The sequence below is a fragment of the Paenibacillus sp. NRS-1760 genome (genome assembly GCF_050467785.1).
Lineage (GTDB): Bacteria > Bacillota > Bacilli > Paenibacillales > Paenibacillaceae > Pristimantibacillus.
On sequence record NZ_JBITPK010000022.1, the window covers coordinates 85,236 to 103,291 of the forward strand.

Sequence of the window (18,056 nt, forward strand, 5' to 3'; positions counted from 1 at the left end):
TTATAATTCAACTGCTAAAAGGCTGTTTATTCCTCCGACTTGTCAAAATGCTCCTGACAAAACGCCAGTACCATCTTCTCTTCATCCTCTTCCAGCTCAAAATCAATGTACTTATTGGAGGAAGTGGTTAGAAATTCATACTTTGCGATGCGGGCTGTATCCTCTTCGATCACATAAATGACACGGAGCGTCACGCCCTCGTCATGATAAAGCTCATCATCATCCGCTACATCCAGATCGAGAATGAACTCATACCTCTTTCCTGACAAAATGCCAAACGGGTCCTTCATTAATTCAGCGCTATATTCTGTTACAGTAAACATGTCATCCGCTCCTTCTTCTCTAGTATAGCAAAACAAAAGCAGCCTGAAACTTGAAATCCAAGCTTCAGACTGCTATTTTTTTGGCAAACGGCTGCTGCCTCGCTGTTTCTTACAGGCTGCTTAGCGTTTCTGTAAGAACAGGTACGATTTGCGATTTGCGGGAAACAACGCCTTTGAGTACCGCTTTATTGTCTACCAACGTTACGTTGTAAGCTTTCTCAACCGCGTGAGCTTGAGCGCCAAGTGCAAGCGCTACGGAATCATTGTTCAAAATGTCCGTTACAACAAGCACAAACAGATCAAGACCTTTTGTTGCAATAATATCGTTAAGTGCTGCTTCCAGCTCCGCTTGGCGAGAAATAACATCGTTTGTATCAACCGCGTTTACTTGCGCGATTTCTACTTTGTAGCTACCCATTGCGAATTCTTTCGCATCTAGGGAAATCAGCTGTGCAATCGTTTTGTCGCTAAGATCCGCGCCTGCTTTAAGCATGTCCAGACCATAGCTTTCTGCATTAACGCCAGCGATTTCAGCAAGCTCGCGAGCGGCTGCTACATCTTGCTCCGTGCAAGTTGGCGATTTGAACAGCAAGGAATCAGAAATGATAGCAGACAGCATAAGGCCAGCAATTTCTTTGCGGATTTCAACGCCGTTCTCTTTGTACAATTTATTCAAAATCGTCGCTGTGCAGCCTACAGGCTCAGCGCGGAAATATACAGGGTGGCTTGTCTCGAAATTAGCAATACGGTGGTGATCGATTACTTCAAGTACACGTACGCTGTCGATATCGTTTGCGGATTGTTGACGCTCGTTATGATCGACCAAAATAACAGTGTCAGTCTCGTCAGCAACATTCTCGATCAAACGAGGAGCTGGAATGCCGAAATAATCAAGAGCGTATTGTGTTTCGCCATTAACGTCCCCAAGGCGAATCGCCTCAACGTCAGCACCTAGCTTTGTTTTTAGCTCAGCGTATGCGATCGCTGATGTAATCGTGTCGGTATCCGGGTTTTTGTGCCCGAAAATAAGCGTTTTAGTCATTTCGAGTACTCCTTAAAAGTTATTTTTCGGCTGGACCAAACAGTCATTAACGGCCCATGTCCTTTTGTAAATGCTATACTAAAAACCATTATAGCTTTAAGTGCTCTTTATTCCTATACCTTTACACTGAATTAAATTATAAAATTTGTGAATGATGTATTGGCTGCACGATAAAATGCTGTTGATGTTCGATGAATTTTAACAAAACGAAAGGACTGCCCGCTGGCAGCCCATTCATTTTCCGTTTTTCAACTATCACTTTTTAAGCTTGTAATAACTGTATTCCCTATTTTCAATAACGATATTGTTTTGAAATTCAAAACCGCATTTTAGGATCACTTTATTCGATGGTACGTTGCGTATCTGAGCGATAGCCACGAGCTCCTCGACATTCGTATTTTCGAACAAATACTGAATCAATCCGTTTGCAGCTTGAGTCGTGTAACCCTTATTTCTATGATCATTTGAAATCCCATAAAAAATCTCTCTGTTGGGCGGCGATATTTTATCCAATATTCCTGTCCCGCAAACACCGATAAATTTGCCAGTATCTCTGGATATTATACTCAGTCGCAGCCGCAGCTCTCCTATATCACCATCGTTGGATACCTCTTCTAAAAAACGCAGGTTTTCTGGTATTTCATAATGGTTGAACCAGTCTGCCCTTTGTTCCTTAGAAACATTCCAATCCAGCAAAAATTCATGAAAATGAGGCTGCCAAGTGAGATTATGCAGAGCATCTAAATCCTCGACCTGATACTCTCTCAAAATAATATCTTTGCACGCTATAGTTAAAATGCTATTACCTGTATTTTGTGAATGACTCATCGATATCCTCCTAATGTATAGAAGGAATACAAAGCAGAATATTGAGAAGCATCATAAATCACAAAAAAAGCAGCAAATCACAAGGATTCGCCGCATGATGTGATGTATAACACACTTTGCTTTGTTTCCTTGTAATAGTAAAAATAGAATTGTGGATTAAACTATTACAAAGTAACTGGCATAGTGTTGATTCCCCTTCCAAATATAACCTGATAGAAATTGTAGCAAAATTAAAGCTCAAAGACAATAAAATACACAGAATCTATCTGTGCAGGCAAACTATTTCTGACCGGACTTCGAATATAATGTGCAGCCGCTAACTTATTTACTTCTTGCCGCAGGCGCAGTTCTACTATTTGTTCTTCGCTGGCGTACTGAGCGACGAGCAGATTTGCTCGTGTAACAGGTATGATCGATCTAACTGTTAGTTAAGATGCTGAGGCAGCCTAGAATTGAAAAGAAATACTTAGGCTGCCTCAGCCATAAAAAAAATAGGCTTTACAACAAAATGGAAATATATTCCCGCTGCAACCTATTTGCTTGCCGGCAGCTAATGTATTTAACGTACCTTTAAACGATATGCTTGCCTCAGCAGATCCAAGTGTTGCAGGCCCCGAATTATGGACGCGTTATGTTGCCAGCTGGACGCCATGGAATCATGTGCGAACCATTTCCACCCTTGCGTCGTTGGTTTGTTTTATTATAGAGTTCCGACATTCGGGCTAAAGGCTGTACTTAAAGTTTTTTTTCAAAACAAAGGCTTGAATCGCACGCAACATATTCACCATATCTATCAATTTCATAATAATGATGTTTTTTATAGAAATGAAGCGCTTCTGGCTGAGGAGCCCCTGCTTCCAAACGAATATATTGATAATTCATATCCTTCGCTCTGGCTTCTAAATCATTCAAAACCTGTGCGGCTATGCCGTTCCTTCTAAATTCGGGGCTGACATAAAATCGTTTTAATTCTATATACTCCTCATCCAGCGGTTTTATGGCTCCACATCCAACCGGTTCCCCTTGCTCGTATGCGACCACAAATACAATTTGCTCAATCCCTGGATCATTAAAATCTACTGTAAATACTTCCTCTGCCGTATATCTTTGCGCTAAATCCTCATCCAGCTTCTGAATAAGCCTATGTAAATCTGTATCGGTATGTGATACTTGTACAATTTTCACTGCCATTTCTGCACGTCCTCTAGTTTGAATGGTTTACATGATTATCAATCGATGGTACTCCGTCCTCTATTATTTTACCGAATTCGCTTCACCCTTGCCAACTTAAAGCTAACTGCAAAAGTCAAAAAAGCTCTCATGGACTAAGCCATGAGAGCTTTCTTTTGGGCGGTTTCATGAGATTTTCGCTTAAATCTACATCACACATTCATCTCAAACCGATGACTAACCTCTTATTTGCCGCCGTGCAGCCAGACGGTTTGCCTTCCAGCTGGACTGCTTGCAGCCAATAATTCATCTGTAGAGAACGATTGAGGATGCTCCATGCTTGTTTTATTGTCCTTTAAAAGCTTTCAAAAACTGAACGGCTTTGCTAATATCCGCTTCTGGACTCGTACCAACCTCACGCTCGATCGTCAGATATCCTGTATAGCCAATTTCCTGAAGCGCTCGCAAATATGCCGGCCAGTCCACAGTACCATCACCAAGCGGCACTTCGCGGAACGCGGAGCCTGTTTCGGCCATCGCAGCAATTTTTTCATGGTCGAGTGCAACCTCGTAGCCATAATCGCCATAAACGTCGCGCGGATCAACGTCTCCCAGCTTCACGCCGTCCTTCGCATGCGTATGAACGATATAATCCTTAAGCGTGTACACGCCTTGAACAGGATCATCTCCTGTAACCATAACCATGTTGGCAGGGTCAAAGTTAACAGCTACGCCTTTGGTGCCAAGACCATCAAGAAACGACTTCAAATGCGCAGACGTCTCAGGTCCTGTCTCAATCGCAAAATAAGCGTTCATGTCATTCGCGAATCTAGCTAGCTCTTCACATGCCGCATGCATCGTCTCATAAACACGGCTGTTTTTGTCGCTTGGAACGATACCGATATGCGTCGTAATAATGTTTGTTCCAAGCTCCATGCCAAGCTCCATAATCCGTTTGGATTTATCGATTTTCGCACGGTTTTCCGCAGGGTCCTGAAAACCATGGCCGCCCAAATCGCCAACAAGAGCGGAAATATCAAGGCCCAGCCCATCAATATAAGACTTCCATTCTTTTCTTGCAGCTGTGTTCAGGTTAGCAGGGTCCAGCTCGCCATGTACTGCATACATTTGCACGCCATCCGCACCAACCTGCTTCGCTTTAAGCAAACCTTCCTTTACACCAACCTGAAAGCTATCCACGATAACGCCGATTTTGTTCGTAATGATAGGTGATGTCATCTTCGAGTCACTCCTTCGTTTAAATTTCGTTCCATACACGTTTTACGAATTCAAAGCCAAGTCTCGTTCCAAGACGGCAATCTTCCAAGCCTTCAAACTCGATGGAAATATAATCATCATAGCCGCTTTCTTTCACTGCACGCAGTACTTGCGGCATAGCGATGTCACCATGTCCGACGATTGCGCCCCGAAGCCAATTGCCGCCTTTGGATTTAAACCAGCCTTCACCCGGATTTTCGGTAGATGGACGATAGTAGAAATCTTTAATATGGACCATAGAAGCCAGGCTGACATTGTTTTTAACAGCAGCAAGAGGATTCTCATCCACACAAAGGAAGTTCCCGACATCAAGCGTTGTCTTGAAGTTTGGACGATCTACAACCTCAATGAGTGCCTGTACCCGGTCGCTATGTTGTATAAAATAACCGTGATTTTCTACACTTGTTGTAATTCCAAACGTTGCTGCATAATCCGCAACAGCTTGGCAAGCCTTCGCTAGCTTTGGCAGCTCCAACAAGAAGTTCGAAATGGATAGGTTTTGCGATGATGCCACATCATGACGCATCTTCTTCACGCCAAGTGCTGCTGCAATATCCACTTCACGCTTCAAGCGGTCAAGCTCCAGCTCGAATTGCTCTTCATTTAAACCGGAGAAGTTTGCACCTACCGCATAATTCGATATTTCAATACCGCTTTCCTGCGCTTGCTTCTTAATCACTTCGATCAGTTCCGGATTTTCAGTAAGGTTAAAGCCAAGCGGTACTATTTCAACATGCTCTCCTCCAATGGATGCAATATATACGATAACATCCTGTATCGTCATTTCGCCCGTTCTCAGTGCATTATATAAGCTGTATGTGCTGATTCCTAATTTCATAGACGCACTTCCGCTCCTTTTGCTGCGGATTCATAAATGCCGACTAATATCTTCATAATTTCCACGCCATCCGCCACTGGGCTGATTGGCTGTTTTCCGTTAGCAACACAATCAACGAAGTGGTTGATCTCATTTTGGAAAGCGCCAACAAAATCAAAGCCAGCGTGATCCGTCTGCGGATATACGTTTAAGATCGTGTCATTTTGCTCTGTTACAATAACGGTTTCTGGATCGATTTCAAAACCGCCTTTTTCCCCATACAGCTTAACTGTATTTTCATTAGACTTGGCATGCAGCGTGAAGCTGACATCTACGAGCAGCGATGCGCCATTCTCGAAGCGAATAAGTGCATTCGCCAAATCCTCAACTGTGTTTTTCTCCGCATCATAATCCGCCGCTTGGTAGAAGCTCAGGTTTTTTACATTGGCACGATTGCCAAGCTTGCGATACGTATTGGCACTAACGGATACCGGCTTCGGACGTCCCATCAAATACCAGCAAAGATCGATGACGTGTACGCCAATATCAATAAGCGGTCCGCCGCCTGAGCGCTCAATGTCGGAGAACCATCCGCCTGGATTTCCAAGACGTCTGAGCGTTGATGCTTTGGCAAAATAAATTTCACCGAACTCGCCTCTGTCAGCCATCGCACGAATCAATTGTGCACTCGTATCGTATCTGCGGACGAAGCCCACTTGAAGGAGCTTGCCGGATTGCTCTACAGCCTCTTGTACAAGAAGTGCATCTTCAACCGTACGGCAAAGCGGTTTCTCTACGAGCACATGCTTGCCAGCTTTAAGAGCCGCAATGCTGATTTCAGCATGCGTATTGTTCCACGTACAAATGCTGACTGCATCAATAACTGGATCGGCGAGCAGCTCGTGATAATCCGTATAAATTTTTTCGGCGCCATATTTCTCAGCTGCGGCTTTTACGCGCTCTTCATTTAAATCGCAAACCGCGTAAATGTTCGCATTAGGATTTTTCTTATAGGAATCTAGATGAGATGATGAGATAGAGCCTGTTCCAATAACCGCGATTTGTATCGGTTTCATTGCTAATCTCTCCTTATGAATTCTAATAGTAAGGTTTTGCATGTCTACACTTTCGTATTATAATGGTTTCAACCTGCAACTCCATGTAAAGCTGTGCGGTTTGTTTGTACAATTGTGCTATCCTACTGAGGAGGTCTTTCAAGTTGAAAAAATTCGAAGAACTGCGTGAGCCCATGGACATGCCAGACCCTCATTTTCCGATAAAACTGCATCACAACACCTTCGACCAGCAGGGAATGGTCATTTTCCAGCATCATTTTCATGAACATCTTGAATTTTTATATTTTGTGTCGGGCAAAGCCTCGATAGAGTGCGGTTCTACTACGATAACAGCATCCGCTGGCGATCTCATCGTCGTGAACAGCAATGAGCTTCACTACGGAATCAGTCTATCATCAGATTTGTACTACTATGCGCTCATCGCCGACATTTCCTTGCTGCACAGCCAGTCGGTGGATGCTGCCGAAACAAAGTTCATAACGCCCATTACGCAGAACCGCCTTCTGCTGCAAAATTATATTGGTGACGACAGCAAAGTAACGTCCTGCATGCATGCCATCATCAATGAGCTCGAGCAGCGCGAGTTCGGTTACGAGCTGGCCATAAAATCCGAGCTCTACCGCCTGTTGACGCTGCTGCTTCGCGGTCATGTCGCTACCGTGCTCACCAAAGACGAATATGCAGAGCGTATGAAGAACATTGAGCGCTTCGCGCCTGTCTTCAAGCATATTGAGGACAGCTACAAGGATGAGCTTTCGGTGGACCAGCTGGCAAGCATGGCAAACCTCAGCCGCTACCACTTTAGCCGATTGTTCAAAGAGCTGAGCGGCCATACCGTTACAGAATATATAACGATGACACGGCTCGGCAAAGCCGATTACTTGCTGCGTCATAGTCCGCTTACCGTGTCGGAGGTTGCAACAGCGACAGGCTTCAATGACATTTATTACTTTAGCCGTACGTTCAAAAAACACAAAAAAGTTTCCCCGTCCTCGCTTCGGGGAAACTAATGTTGTTTAATGTTAAACATTTAAATTTTTGTGGTAAAACAGAGTGGCCGCTCGGGCCAGCTCCTTCAGCTTGTCTTCATTCATTTCAGTAAGGTCATAGGCAATAGAGACATTTTCAAAGAAATAGTTCCAATCGCCTGCCTTCTCAATTGCTTCGATTTCTTTTATTAAATGGCCGAAGGTCTCTATTCCTTCAATGCTTATATAGATTCTTGCTAATTCATAGAAACCTTCCGTGTTGCACGCAACACCTGTCATTGTTATACCCACTATAAAGTGTTCAAAATAATGGTCTGGATATTTATCTTCCAATATGCCCCACCGCTCCTCATTTGCGGCCAAAATCCGCTTTGATTTCGCCCCACTCCTCGGTATTCCATTTCAATACCTTATTCGTGTAGGTATGGGTTTGAAGCCACTTCACAGCTTGATCTGTAAGCTCCCAAATTTTCGAAGTCGAAGCATCCCTTTTTAAGGTCGAGGCTACTTTTTTGTTGCGAAGCCAGCTTAGCGCTGTTCTTGAATCACTGTAAACCGTCCTTGTGCTGCCTTTCTCCTTCAAATAGGAAAGAGCATGTACGATAGCAATAAACTCGCCTAAATTATTAGTGCCGTTCGGTACCGGTCCGACGTAAAACAAAATTTCACCTGTCTGCGTGTCTACCCCTTTATACTCGACAGGACCGGGATTTCCACGCGTACCCACGTCAACAGAAATACTATCATAATCAATGGAAGCAGTATCTTCCTGGATCAGTACAGGCTGCTTTACGCTGCTCCCTGTTTTTGCGCTCGAAGCAGCAGCTTTGCCTGAGCCTGTCCCCCAATGACTGCGCCAGCCGTCTTGGAAAGCTTTTTCCGCCAGCTGCTTCGTCTCGAAAGATTTAAACTTCGCATCCTGTACTCCGCTAACCTGCGCTTGGCACTCGGGCCATGAAGTGAATATCCCTGTTTTCTTGCCAACCCATACGACATAATATTTTCCTTTTGCCATTTACCAAAATACCACCTTTGTTAAAGTCCTTATTCATACTTTCATTCCAGCTGCTTATATTCGAATAAAACGCGATATTACATTTAGTTCTATCTATTATAAAACGTCCATGCCTTAAAGCAACTATGCTCGATAACCTTCGTTTTTATTTGGTCTGCCCTTAGACGTTATGGTGCATGAAAGCAAATATCCTAGTCCCAAGAAACAAAGCGGAATCGTGGGATAAAAATATCTTGGCGTAGGCGAGAAGGGAAGATACAGCAGTATGCTAAACACGGCGAGCAATGCAATCATCATATACATCGCATTTCTTCTTTCATGGATAATGATCTTTACGAGTCCACCCAAACCAATGACCATAACGATCATATGCAAAATGGTTATCAGCTTGGACAATAGCTTATTTACTGTTATATATCCTAAACCCGGAAAAATCTCACTAATATAAATTAGCAGCTTGCCCCAGCTGTACCAGCTCAGGTAGGTGAAAAACTCATTGCGGAAACCATTGATGATTCGCTCATAAGCTATTCTCCCCATTTCCGCGGGATCTTGTTTAACGTCAACATGGGGACTCCGTTCAAAAGGATAAGAACCCCATAACAACGGATTTCCCGTCTGCTCCGCGAGCAACAGCACCTTATCTAAGGTCATCCAATTGCGAATCCACCAGGGCAGCATCGTTGCAGCAAATCCGATCGTAATCACGGAAATCGCTTTTAGCACCGCTGCCATTCCATATTTTCTGCCGTATACCGCTACACCAGCTAGCAAAACAACTATAAAGGGAACGATCGTTGGCCGGATCAGTACACAAATGCCGAAGACGACACCTAGTAATAGAAACCATCTAAGCTTTGTCTCCTGTGCACACCTCACTAAAAGATAAATAAATATTAGAAAAAATAAACCGTATAACGTTTCTGTTAAAAGATACATTGGCGATAAAATAAACGTGGGATGCAATAAATAACAAGCCATCATCAACAGGCTAATGCCTGTATGCGCAAACATCCGTCTCGCAATCCCATACATGATAATTGCACATATAAGTTGTATCAATATTTGCAGCGCCTGAATTTGTACGACTGGGGAACGATCTCCCGCATATCCAAATACGGCATAACAGCCAGCCAAAAAAAGAGGATAACCTGGCGTTGTAAACGCATTAGGTTTTTCTGAATAAGCATATGGCGCATATCCGTAAACGCCCTCGTGAAGTAGCTGCAGCACCATTTTATTATAGCCAACCTCGTCACCCGTCAGCTTTTTATCCCAATCTGTATAATAGCAGCGAAGCAGCAAGCCTAGCACAAGCAATATGGTGAAAATGACCGTTTTGGTTCTGATAGCCATATCGTGTTCAACCCTTTTTTAACATATTGTACGAGATCTTAACTTCCTCACATTTCCAAATGACCACACTTGAACGATTGTAGCATTATTCTAATCTTGCAGCCAATGAAGTTTTTTTCATAAAAACACAAAAAAAGACTGCTCCTCTTGGCATGTTGCCTTTGGAGACAGCCGTCATTTATTTTCCATTCGCATTTTACTTTATACGAGTACTTTACTGAAGATCCCATCAAAATAAGCCTGCAAATCTACTTTTATCGGCATAAAATAAATATGGCTGTTCGTCTTCTTCGTAAACGCTAATGCTTTCCTCGCAAAATCGATATTCCACTCAAGCGTCGGTTGAAAATCAGCAGGGAATACAACATGATTTCTTGTTTCCCAATATTTTTGTGATTTGTCCGATACGACCGGCGATACGCCCCAGAAAATTTCGGAGCCCTTCACCATATCTGAATACTGCTCCATCAAGCTCAGATCAAAAAATGGCTGCGTGAAGAAACCGTCTGCTCCCGCTTCAAGCTTTTTTTGTACATACTCATATTCCTCGTCCATGCTGCCGCGATAAGGATCTATTGCTGAATACACCTTAATATGGGGGTAATCCTTCTTGATCTTGGCGATCAAGTCTAAACAAGTCGTCGGATAAACAACCTTCTCACTATTTTTTGGAACATCGCCGGTTACGACGAGCACCTCAGTAATGTTATGTTTGTCTAAGCGCTCTATGAATTGCAGCGGTTCTACACAGTCGAAGTCCATTGCCCGGATATGGGGAATGCTGGACTCATATATAGATTTGCATAGGCAGGATGCCTCCCAGCTGCGCAGCTCGAACCTCGTCAAATCAGGAATATTAATTGTATTGATAGCAGGAAACTGTGTTTTAATTAAATCCAGCTCCGCCTTCAGCTGGGCCTCGTCTCTTGGAACCAGCTCTAATGAAATTCTCACCTCATAAGCCCCTTACTCTATATAGAATGAATAGAATCCATGCTCGTCAAGAATATTGCATATTAATACATATTAACGAATTTTAATTCAAATTGCCAATCAATTTAATAGCAGCTTGCTATCATTTTCTCTTATAAAGAGTAGTAATTGCTCAGGTATTACGAAATATTACTTAGTCGAAGCTTGCAATAGCTCATCGATATGGAATAAAGAAATGTAGGTTAATCCCGCCTCTTCGAGATTCCTCCTGCCCAGCGGCTCTCGTTCAATAACCGACATAACGGACTTGATCTCAGCCCCATATTCCCTTAGATCATCGGTACTGATAAGAATCTGTCCTCCTGTTGTAACCACATCTTCAATAATACAGACCTTTTTCCCTTCTATATCTACTCCTTCAGCAAGCTTACAGGTACCATATTTCTTTGCTTCTTTTCTTACAAATGCAGCAGGTATGCCTGTTTTCAGTGAAAGAGCTGTTGCAATCGGAATTCCGCCCATCTCGAGCCCCGCCAATACTTCGGTATCGCTGGGTACTAACGGTGCCAGTTTCTCTGCAATTTCTGCCAAAAGCTTAGGATTGGACTCAAATAAGTATTTATCAAAATAGTGGTTCGAAACTTGACCTGAACGCAGCTTAAACTGTCCCTCTAAATAGGCTGCTTCATAGATTGCTTTCGCCAATTGTTCTCTCATCATTTTTAAAACACTCCTTCGCGTTTTTAAGTATAAAAAAAACACTAAAGCAGCAATCGCTTTAGTGTTTCACATAAGAATGGAAATATAAAAATGATAATCGAGGTCTTTCCCGAAGCGCCTCTATCATCATCTCCATACCTCCACCCCTTCCAGTTATTCCTATTATTGTAAAGGTGAATTTACCATTTTACAACTAATTTTTCATAGATGGCGAAAAGAGCTATAGACAAGCAATGACTCTAGACACCTGTAGATCGTTTTTCTTTTCCTCTAATGTAAACCATGCGATTCCTTTCAATACCTGCTCATCAGCAGAGAGCTCAGGGTCTACTCCAAGATGCGCCTCTTCCTTCGCATCAACGGTAACAAGGTAGCAATAATCCGGCCCTAATGAATATTCCGCTTCAAATAGTAGTCTTTCAGCTTTGCCATTTAGACAGACTTCTTCCTTAACCTCACGAATAACCGCTTCCTCATTCGTTTCCCCAGTTTCTACGCCACCGCCGGGCAATGTCCAGAAGCTCCGATTCTCGAGGGGATGATCTTGAAAGACCATCAAAATTTTCTCATCACGAATAATTGCCGCACAAACCCTCGGTCTTAGCTCCATTTTAGCTTTCCTCCGTTATTTCCATTGTTCAACTAGATGTCTAATTTCTATTAAGTCCGTCACCTTCGCGTCATACTCAAATGACTCCGTATAATAGTTGTCTTCCTTCCATATTCCCCTCATGCCTGTCGCTTTGCTCGCAGTGATGTCATTGACTGGATGGTCTCCAACATAAACACATGCCTCTATTGCCACATTCAGTTTTTCCGCAGCTCGCAGGAATATAGCGGGATCAGGCTTTCGGAGGCCCTCCCGCTCCGAAATAAGAATTTCATCAAAATAATGAGCGATTTGGAGGGCCTGAATATTGCTCGCTTGAAAGTCGCCGAATCCGTTCGTAATCATCGCCAGCTTATAGCCTTTTTCCTTAAGGCTATCGAGCAGTTCTATCATATTAGGAAATGAAACCGCATGATTTGAGAAACCTATTTTATAGTCTTCTAGCAACTCATTCCAATCCAGCCTAAGCCCAAACTCTCGTATGAGCTCCTGGTATACTTTGTCCTTCCAAACATAGCCACGACTGTCTAATGCGATGAACCTTTTAATATAACTCTCTTTATCCACCTCGCCGTTCGGTCTAATCAATCTCTCGAATTGCTCCTCTACGAACTTCAATAAGGAACGATCACGATCCAGCAGCGTACCGTCTAAATCAAAAATAACGGCTTGTATCATGACTTAACACTCTTCACTGCTTTTTTGACGCCGCCAAACAGCTGAACCGTTAATTCTGGTACAGATCCGTTTACAGTAAAAGTTATCTTTCCGTCCATTCCATTCAAGAAAAACAGCAGTTCTCCCTCTACTGCGGAATACGGACAGAGCTCAAATTTAAACCACGTATTTTGGGTGAGATAAAACTTCTCTTGCTCTTGCGAAATGATTAATGGCGAGGCTGGCTCCCCTTCCACATCGTAGCTGCCAACGAGATTGTTATACTGATTGATTTCCAGCTTGATCGGCGTATGCGATATCGGAAGCTGCACTTCCTCGCCCAAAACAAGCCGCGCCAGCTGCTGACTAATCGGTCCTACCTGTGTCGTAACTAGATTAGATAAAACGATTACCGTTACATCTTCTTTTTTATAATGCCTCATTTCGGTTAAGAAACCATTAATGCCTCCGCCATGGCCGATAACTTTCCTGAGGCTGCCCATAATTTCTTCCTCATATATAAATAATCCGTAACCATATGTATCTTTGAAAGGTGTCGTCATGCTCGCATAAGCCTTCTCGCTGATCTGCCTCTGTGAATGCAACGCCAGTCCCCAAATATAAAGGTCCTCAACGGTCGAATACATGCCTCCAGCGCCGGATGGAATAGTCATTTCCAGAAACTCTGCATTCACTACTTCACCCCAAACCTCGTAGCCAGATGCACGGTTTTTCAATATTTTCTTAGCATGATCATAACCGGTATTTATCATTCCGAGCGGCTTCAATATGGCATGGTAGATATAGTCCTCGTAAGTGCGTCCGGATATTTTCTCGATAATTGCTGTAAGAAGCACATAACCTGAATTGCTGTAATCAAACTTCTCCCCCGGTTCAAACAACAAGGGTTTGTCTGCAAATCTGGAAATGAGGTCGTCTGTAGAAGAAACAAGTCTCATCTTTGATACAAAATCCTCTAGGCCTGTGTAGTTCGGAATTCCTGATGTATGTGTTAGCAAGTGATGAATCGTAATTTTATCGCCATTTGGGTAGCTGGGGAGGTACTCGGAGATCGGATCTTCTACGTTCAAAAGCTTCAGTTCATGCATCATAACGATTGCTGCTGCCGTAAATTGCTTTGTAATCGAGCCGATACGGAATTTCGTCTGCGGGTCATTCGGAACATCAAGCTCAAAGCTTGCCATCCCATAGCCCTTATTTAAGATAATTCGTCCCTCGAATGCAACCAATACACAACCGTTAAGATAACCTAGCTTAGCTAGACAATTGCAATGATTGTCTAGTTTTTGTTGCAATTGATCGGTAGATGTTACGTGTTCTGTATTCATCAGATCATCTCCCTTTAGAAAGAAGTCTATTCTATTAGCTAATTAACATGAATAATCAGCCACCTCAATAATACCGTACACACGTTCGTAATGTAAACATTTTCCTTGTTGATATCTTTTTATAAAATAAGTAACGCAGCCCTATATTTAGACTGTGTTGGCGCTCGAATGATTTTAATACATGTAATGAACTCAGGAGACGTTATTTCACTCCAATTATCGTTTTTTGAACTCCAACGAACTCCAGTAACGTTATTCTGCAAAATAACTTCAATGTATGGAGCTACAACGTTAAATAGCGCCAGTGGGATTCGTTACATACCAAAAAGAGTCTAATTTGATCATATAGCGACTCTGGAGTTCGTTAGCGATCAGTCAAAGCCCCAATCTTCCGCTTTCAAGCCTTCACCGTTATACGAAGTTAATGGTGAAATTTCAATATCACGACCTTGCAGCTGCTCTTCAGAAACACCGGCGGCGCGCAGCCAGCTTCGATGAAGCGACTGAACGAGCTTGCGTGCACTAAGCGGACTGTCTTCACCCGATTTATTTTTGACCGGAGCGAATTCCTCCTCACGAGTCCCCCGCACAACAGTAACTTCATCGGCCAATGGAAAAAAATCGAAAATAAAGCGTTCGAGCTTATAGGCATTTGGCTCCGTAGGTGTGATGATGCTTCCTTCGGCGTCCATGTATTTCATCTTTTTGGAGGCAATATGGAAAGGGATATCCGTATCTGCATGCTCTTCAATGAAGTTCAGCTTAAATAAATGGATAGAAATATGCCCTAAGCTATAGAACGATCGTCCGTCATTCGTTCTTTTATCCTTGATGGATGACGGAATTTCGTTATACTCGAGCACAGCCGGACGATCATTTTTCAAACATAAAATCCCGATTTTCTCGTCAACATCCGTTTTTTCGATAACCTTTGTTGCAACCATCTGATTGCGTGACGCAGCTAGTCCAATAAAAGCAGGGTCTGCGACCTTTATGAGCGCATTGTCTACATTATAATAAAACAACCACTCTAAGCCTCTTTGCTTCATATCAGCAATTGCTCCTGTGCGTTTTAACGACGCGAAACATTCTCCATTGCCGCTAGGGGCCAGCATAAGTGTTCCGTCCTCCGATAAAAGCAGCTTACCGTCATGACCGAGCGCAGGCATCGTATTTTGCTGGAAGAAAAAACAGTCCTCCGCTGGATAACCAAAGTAATGTAAGGAATGAAAAAATGCCTTCGTTGCTTCATGATTATCGGGGCTTGTCATGATATACCATGGGATAGACTTGCCGGCTTTTCTCGATAAATACAGCAGCCGCTCTGCTTGAAGCTGAAATAAAGATTTATGGGATGGAAGTCCAATATCCAGCGTACCCTTAGGCCCATCATGGCCAAGCCTGCTGCCCTGACCGCCAGCAACAACGATAACTCCAGCTTTCCCAGCTCGCAGCAGCTCCCATCCCTTTTCTGTATATGCCGCTTTTTCTCCCTGTTCAAAGTCTTCCCAGTCTTCAAAAGGTATCGAAGATATCGTATCGTTGTTCAGCTTCTTAGTATCGCTGCGGCCGGCTAAAGTCTTGGCTATCCGCTCAAAATCAATTTCTAAAATTTGCGCAGCCAGCTTGTTTTTCTCCTGCTCCGGTAGGTTTGCAAGCATCTCCAGAACATGCTGCTGCTCATACATACGAAGCTTGGCTTCCGCTAATCTTATAGGTAGCTGATCCAAGTGTTGTCTCCTCCTTTATTACATTTCAGTACGAAAGCTTTCAATAAATTGCTGCGCGCGCTTGGACAAATAATGATCCTTCAGCCATAGAATGCCGACACCAGACTGAAAGTCTGCATCCTCAATGTTGAGCATTTTGACGACGGTGCTTGGAAAAGAAGACATAACCGATTTCGGAAATACGGTCGCCCCAATGCCGCAAGCGATAAGGGACATAATAATGGCGACACTAGAGCATTCGCATATAATATTAGGAACGAAGCCGTGCCGTTTGCACTCGTTCACGACCTGCTCATGCATGCGAGTCGTTCGATCCGTCTTCAAGGTGAGGAACGGAAACTGGGCAAGCTCCTTCATGCACAATGCTTCTTTTCCTGCATATTCCGTCCATGAGCTTGGAATAACGGCTACAAACGGATCTGATGGCAGCGGCATAATGGAGTATTGCTGCGGATGTTTCTGTGCCTCAAACGGCAGCCGAGCGATAACTAAATCTATGGCTCGCTTCTCCAGCTGTTCACCAAGATAGAAGTGATCGCCCTCCGATATTTTAAACGTAACTTGAGGATATTTTTCTCTGAACAGCTCAATATTTTTGGGCAATAAGGAAATGCAGGAAACAACAGACCCGATCGACAGGACGCCGCGAACCCCCTCCTCCATCCCCTTTACTTCTCTGAGGGATTCATCAAATTGCAAGAGCAGCGACTCTGCCTTCTGCTTGAGCAGCTCACCTGAATCGGTCAAAATCAACCCTTTGCCGTTTCGTTCAAACAGCTTGACGCCAAGCTCCTCTTCCATTTGCTTCAATTGCCTGCTAAGAGGCGGCTGTTCCATATTAAGCAGCTTTGCAGCGCGCGTAACCTGTCCCTCTTGTGCTATAGTTAAGAAGTATTTAAGCTGCCGCATGTCCAATTCGATCACTCCGTCCGTTCATACCCTAAAGGTATGGACATTCAATAAAATAGATATTTTAAATATATCGCATGAAGTGATAGCATTCAATTAACGATCAATAAAGGGAGATGGGCCATTTGCTACAATCATTGGAAATCGAGTTAACCAAAAACAAGAAACAACAACCAGAAGTGGACCAGCTTGGGTTCGGCAATCATTTTACGGACCATATGTTTATTATGGATTATTCGACGGACAACGGGTGGCACAAGCCGCGTATTCTGCCTTACCAACCGATCGTATTAGACCCTGCAGCTAAAGTGTTTCATTATGGACAAACGATCTTTGAAGGCTTGAAAGCGTATAAAACCGACGATGGTCGCGTATTGCTGTTCAGACCTCAAAAAAACATACAACGAATGAATCGCTCTAACGAGCGACTCAGCGTGCCTGAGCTCGATATTGATTCAACGATTGAAGCTTTAAAGCAGCTTATTTCAGTTGATAAGGACTGGATTCCAACAGCACCTAGCACATCGCTTTATATTCGTCCTTTCGTCATAGCGACTCAACCTCAGCTTGGTGTAGCACCGTCTACAGAGTATAAATTCATCATCATTATGTCGCCGGTAGGCGCTTACTACACAGAAGGCGTGAACCCGGTAAAAATCTTCGTCGAATCCGAGTACGTTCGTTCCGTAAAGGGGGGCGTGGGCGAAGCGAAGACTGCCGGCAACTACGCTGCTGGTCTGAAAGCACAGGAGCTTGCTAAAGAGAAAGGTTATTCTCAGGTGCTATGGCTCGATGGCGTACATCGCAAATATATCGAAGAAGTCGGAAGTATGAACGTCTTCTTCAAAATTAACGGCGTTGTTCATACACCTGCACTAAACGGCAGTATTCTCGATGGGGTGACTCGCAATTCCATCATTCATATGCTCCGTCATTGGAATATTGAAGTTGTCGAGCGTCCGATTACGATCGAAGAGCTGTATGAGGCTGGCCGCAGCGGCGCATTAGAGGAAGCTTTCGGAACTGGTACGGCTGCTGTTATTTCTCCTATTGGAGAACTGAACTGGCAAGATGATGTTCTCGTCATCAATGGAGGCCAGACTGGCGAAATCTCCAAGAAGCTTTACGATACGCTAACGGGCATTCAAATGGGCAAAATTGCAGATCCATTTGACTGGATGGTAGAGGCTACTCCTGTTAACGTCTAGCTTATTTTAATAAAAGGCTGCCGAATTGATATGCTCCCCAAATAGT

General features: G+C 43.6%; 20 protein-coding genes. 3 read left to right on the plus strand and 17 right to left on the minus strand.

Features of this window, described 5'->3' with window-relative positions:
- Positions 1-26 precede the first annotated feature (26 nt).
- The 3 genes from ACIFSR_RS32350 to ACIFSR_RS32360 form a co-directional block, all read right to left on the minus strand.
- Positions 27-323: a DUF6509 family protein gene (locus ACIFSR_RS32350; protein WP_339204976.1), complete on the minus strand. Its 297-nt coding sequence runs from the start codon at positions 321-323 to the stop codon at positions 27-29.
- Positions 324-432: 109 nt separating this feature from the next.
- The gene (locus tag ACIFSR_RS32355) at positions 433-1,365 is read right to left on the minus strand and encodes a manganese-dependent inorganic pyrophosphatase (RefSeq protein ID WP_430063283.1); all 933 of its coding nucleotides are present in this window, start codon (positions 1,363-1,365) and stop codon (positions 433-435) included.
- Between the two features lie 255 nt (positions 1,366-1,620).
- Positions 1,621-2,193 (minus strand): GNAT family N-acetyltransferase, encoded by a 573-nt coding sequence (locus ACIFSR_RS32360; RefSeq protein WP_339204978.1) that lies wholly within the window; start codon positions 2,191-2,193, stop codon positions 1,621-1,623.
- 540 nt (positions 2,194-2,733) lie between these two features.
- Here ACIFSR_RS32360 and ACIFSR_RS32365 point away from each other — a divergent pair.
- Complete coding sequence (locus ACIFSR_RS32365) at positions 2,734-2,919, plus strand: anthrone oxygenase family protein (protein WP_339204979.1); 186 nt, start codon at positions 2,734-2,736, stop codon at positions 2,917-2,919.
- Positions 2,920-2,928: 9 nt separating this feature from the next.
- Here ACIFSR_RS32365 and ACIFSR_RS32370 read toward each other — a convergent pair whose 3' ends face one another.
- The 4 genes from ACIFSR_RS32370 to ACIFSR_RS32385 form a co-directional block, all read right to left on the minus strand.
- Positions 2,929-3,384 carry a GNAT family N-acetyltransferase gene (locus ACIFSR_RS32370; protein ID WP_339204980.1) on the minus strand — a complete coding sequence of 152 codons (456 nt, stop codon included), beginning with the start codon at positions 3,382-3,384 and terminating at the stop codon, positions 2,929-2,931.
- A 324-nt stretch (positions 3,385-3,708) separates the two neighbouring features.
- Entirely contained in the window at positions 3,709-4,602 is an 894-nt protein-coding gene (locus ACIFSR_RS32375) for a sugar phosphate isomerase/epimerase family protein (protein ID WP_339204981.1), read from the minus strand.
- A 19-nt stretch (positions 4,603-4,621) separates the two neighbouring features.
- Positions 4,622-5,479 carry a sugar phosphate isomerase/epimerase family protein gene (locus tag ACIFSR_RS32380; RefSeq protein ID WP_339204982.1) on the minus strand — a complete coding sequence of 286 codons (858 nt, stop codon included), beginning with the start codon at positions 5,477-5,479 and terminating at the stop codon, positions 4,622-4,624.
- Positions 5,476-6,534: a Gfo/Idh/MocA family protein gene (locus tag ACIFSR_RS32385; protein WP_339204983.1), complete on the minus strand. Its 1,059-nt coding sequence runs from the start codon at positions 6,532-6,534 to the stop codon at positions 5,476-5,478. Before ACIFSR_RS32385 ends, ACIFSR_RS32380 begins: the two co-directional genes overlap by 4 nt.
- Before the next feature lie 143 nt (positions 6,535-6,677).
- Here ACIFSR_RS32385 and ACIFSR_RS32390 point away from each other — a divergent pair, with 143 nt between their 5' ends.
- Positions 6,678-7,544 (plus strand): AraC family transcriptional regulator, encoded by an 867-nt coding sequence (locus tag ACIFSR_RS32390; RefSeq protein WP_430063287.1) that lies wholly within the window; start codon positions 6,678-6,680, stop codon positions 7,542-7,544.
- Between the two features lie 12 nt (positions 7,545-7,556).
- On the opposite strand, the gene ACIFSR_RS32395 is transcribed toward ACIFSR_RS32390, so the two are convergent.
- From ACIFSR_RS32395 to ACIFSR_RS32440, 10 genes are all read right to left on the minus strand, one after another.
- Positions 7,557-7,856, minus strand: coding sequence for a hypothetical protein (locus tag ACIFSR_RS32395; protein ID WP_339204984.1), 300 nt, complete (start codon positions 7,854-7,856; stop codon positions 7,557-7,559).
- A gap of 16 nt (positions 7,857-7,872) precedes the next feature.
- Positions 7,873-8,538 carry a ribonuclease H gene (rnhA, locus tag ACIFSR_RS32400; protein ID WP_430063289.1) on the minus strand — a complete coding sequence of 222 codons (666 nt, stop codon included), beginning with the start codon at positions 8,536-8,538 and terminating at the stop codon, positions 7,873-7,875.
- Positions 8,539-8,661: 123 nt separating this feature from the next.
- Positions 8,662-9,894 carry an ArnT family glycosyltransferase gene (locus tag ACIFSR_RS32405; protein ID WP_430063291.1) on the minus strand — a complete coding sequence of 411 codons (1,233 nt, stop codon included), beginning with the start codon at positions 9,892-9,894 and terminating at the stop codon, positions 8,662-8,664.
- Between the two features lie 201 nt (positions 9,895-10,095).
- Positions 10,096-10,848, minus strand: a complete 753-nt coding sequence (locus tag ACIFSR_RS32410) for a methylenetetrahydrofolate reductase (protein WP_430063293.1) — start codon at positions 10,846-10,848, stop codon at positions 10,096-10,098.
- A 168-nt stretch (positions 10,849-11,016) separates the two neighbouring features.
- Entirely contained in the window at positions 11,017-11,547 is a 531-nt protein-coding gene (pyrE, locus tag ACIFSR_RS32415) for an orotate phosphoribosyltransferase (protein WP_430063295.1), read from the minus strand.
- Between the two features lie 220 nt (positions 11,548-11,767).
- Positions 11,768-12,157, minus strand: a complete 390-nt coding sequence (locus ACIFSR_RS32420) for an NUDIX domain-containing protein (protein ID WP_430063297.1) — start codon at positions 12,155-12,157, stop codon at positions 11,768-11,770.
- A gap of 15 nt (positions 12,158-12,172) precedes the next feature.
- On the minus strand, positions 12,173-12,835 hold the full coding sequence (locus ACIFSR_RS32425; protein WP_430063299.1) for an HAD family hydrolase: 663 nt from the start codon (positions 12,833-12,835) through the stop codon (positions 12,173-12,175).
- Positions 12,832-14,163 (minus strand): serine hydrolase domain-containing protein, encoded by a 1,332-nt coding sequence (locus ACIFSR_RS32430; protein ID WP_430063301.1) that lies wholly within the window; start codon positions 14,161-14,163, stop codon positions 12,832-12,834. The genes ACIFSR_RS32425 and ACIFSR_RS32430 overlap by 4 nt, the downstream gene beginning before the upstream one ends.
- Before the next feature lie 371 nt (positions 14,164-14,534).
- Positions 14,535-15,893, minus strand: coding sequence for a UDPGP type 1 family protein (locus ACIFSR_RS32435; protein WP_339204992.1), 1,359 nt, complete (start codon positions 15,891-15,893; stop codon positions 14,535-14,537).
- A gap of 18 nt (positions 15,894-15,911) precedes the next feature.
- On the minus strand, positions 15,912-16,808 hold the full coding sequence (locus ACIFSR_RS32440) for a LysR family transcriptional regulator (RefSeq protein WP_339204993.1): 897 nt from the start codon (positions 16,806-16,808) through the stop codon (positions 15,912-15,914).
- A gap of 119 nt (positions 16,809-16,927) precedes the next feature.
- On the opposite strand from ACIFSR_RS32440, the gene ACIFSR_RS32445 reads away from it, so the two are divergent.
- Positions 16,928-18,010 carry a branched-chain amino acid aminotransferase gene (locus ACIFSR_RS32445; RefSeq protein WP_144376722.1) on the plus strand — a complete coding sequence of 361 codons (1,083 nt, stop codon included), beginning with the start codon at positions 16,928-16,930 and terminating at the stop codon, positions 18,008-18,010.
- The last annotated feature ends 46 nt before the right edge of the window (positions 18,011-18,056 follow it).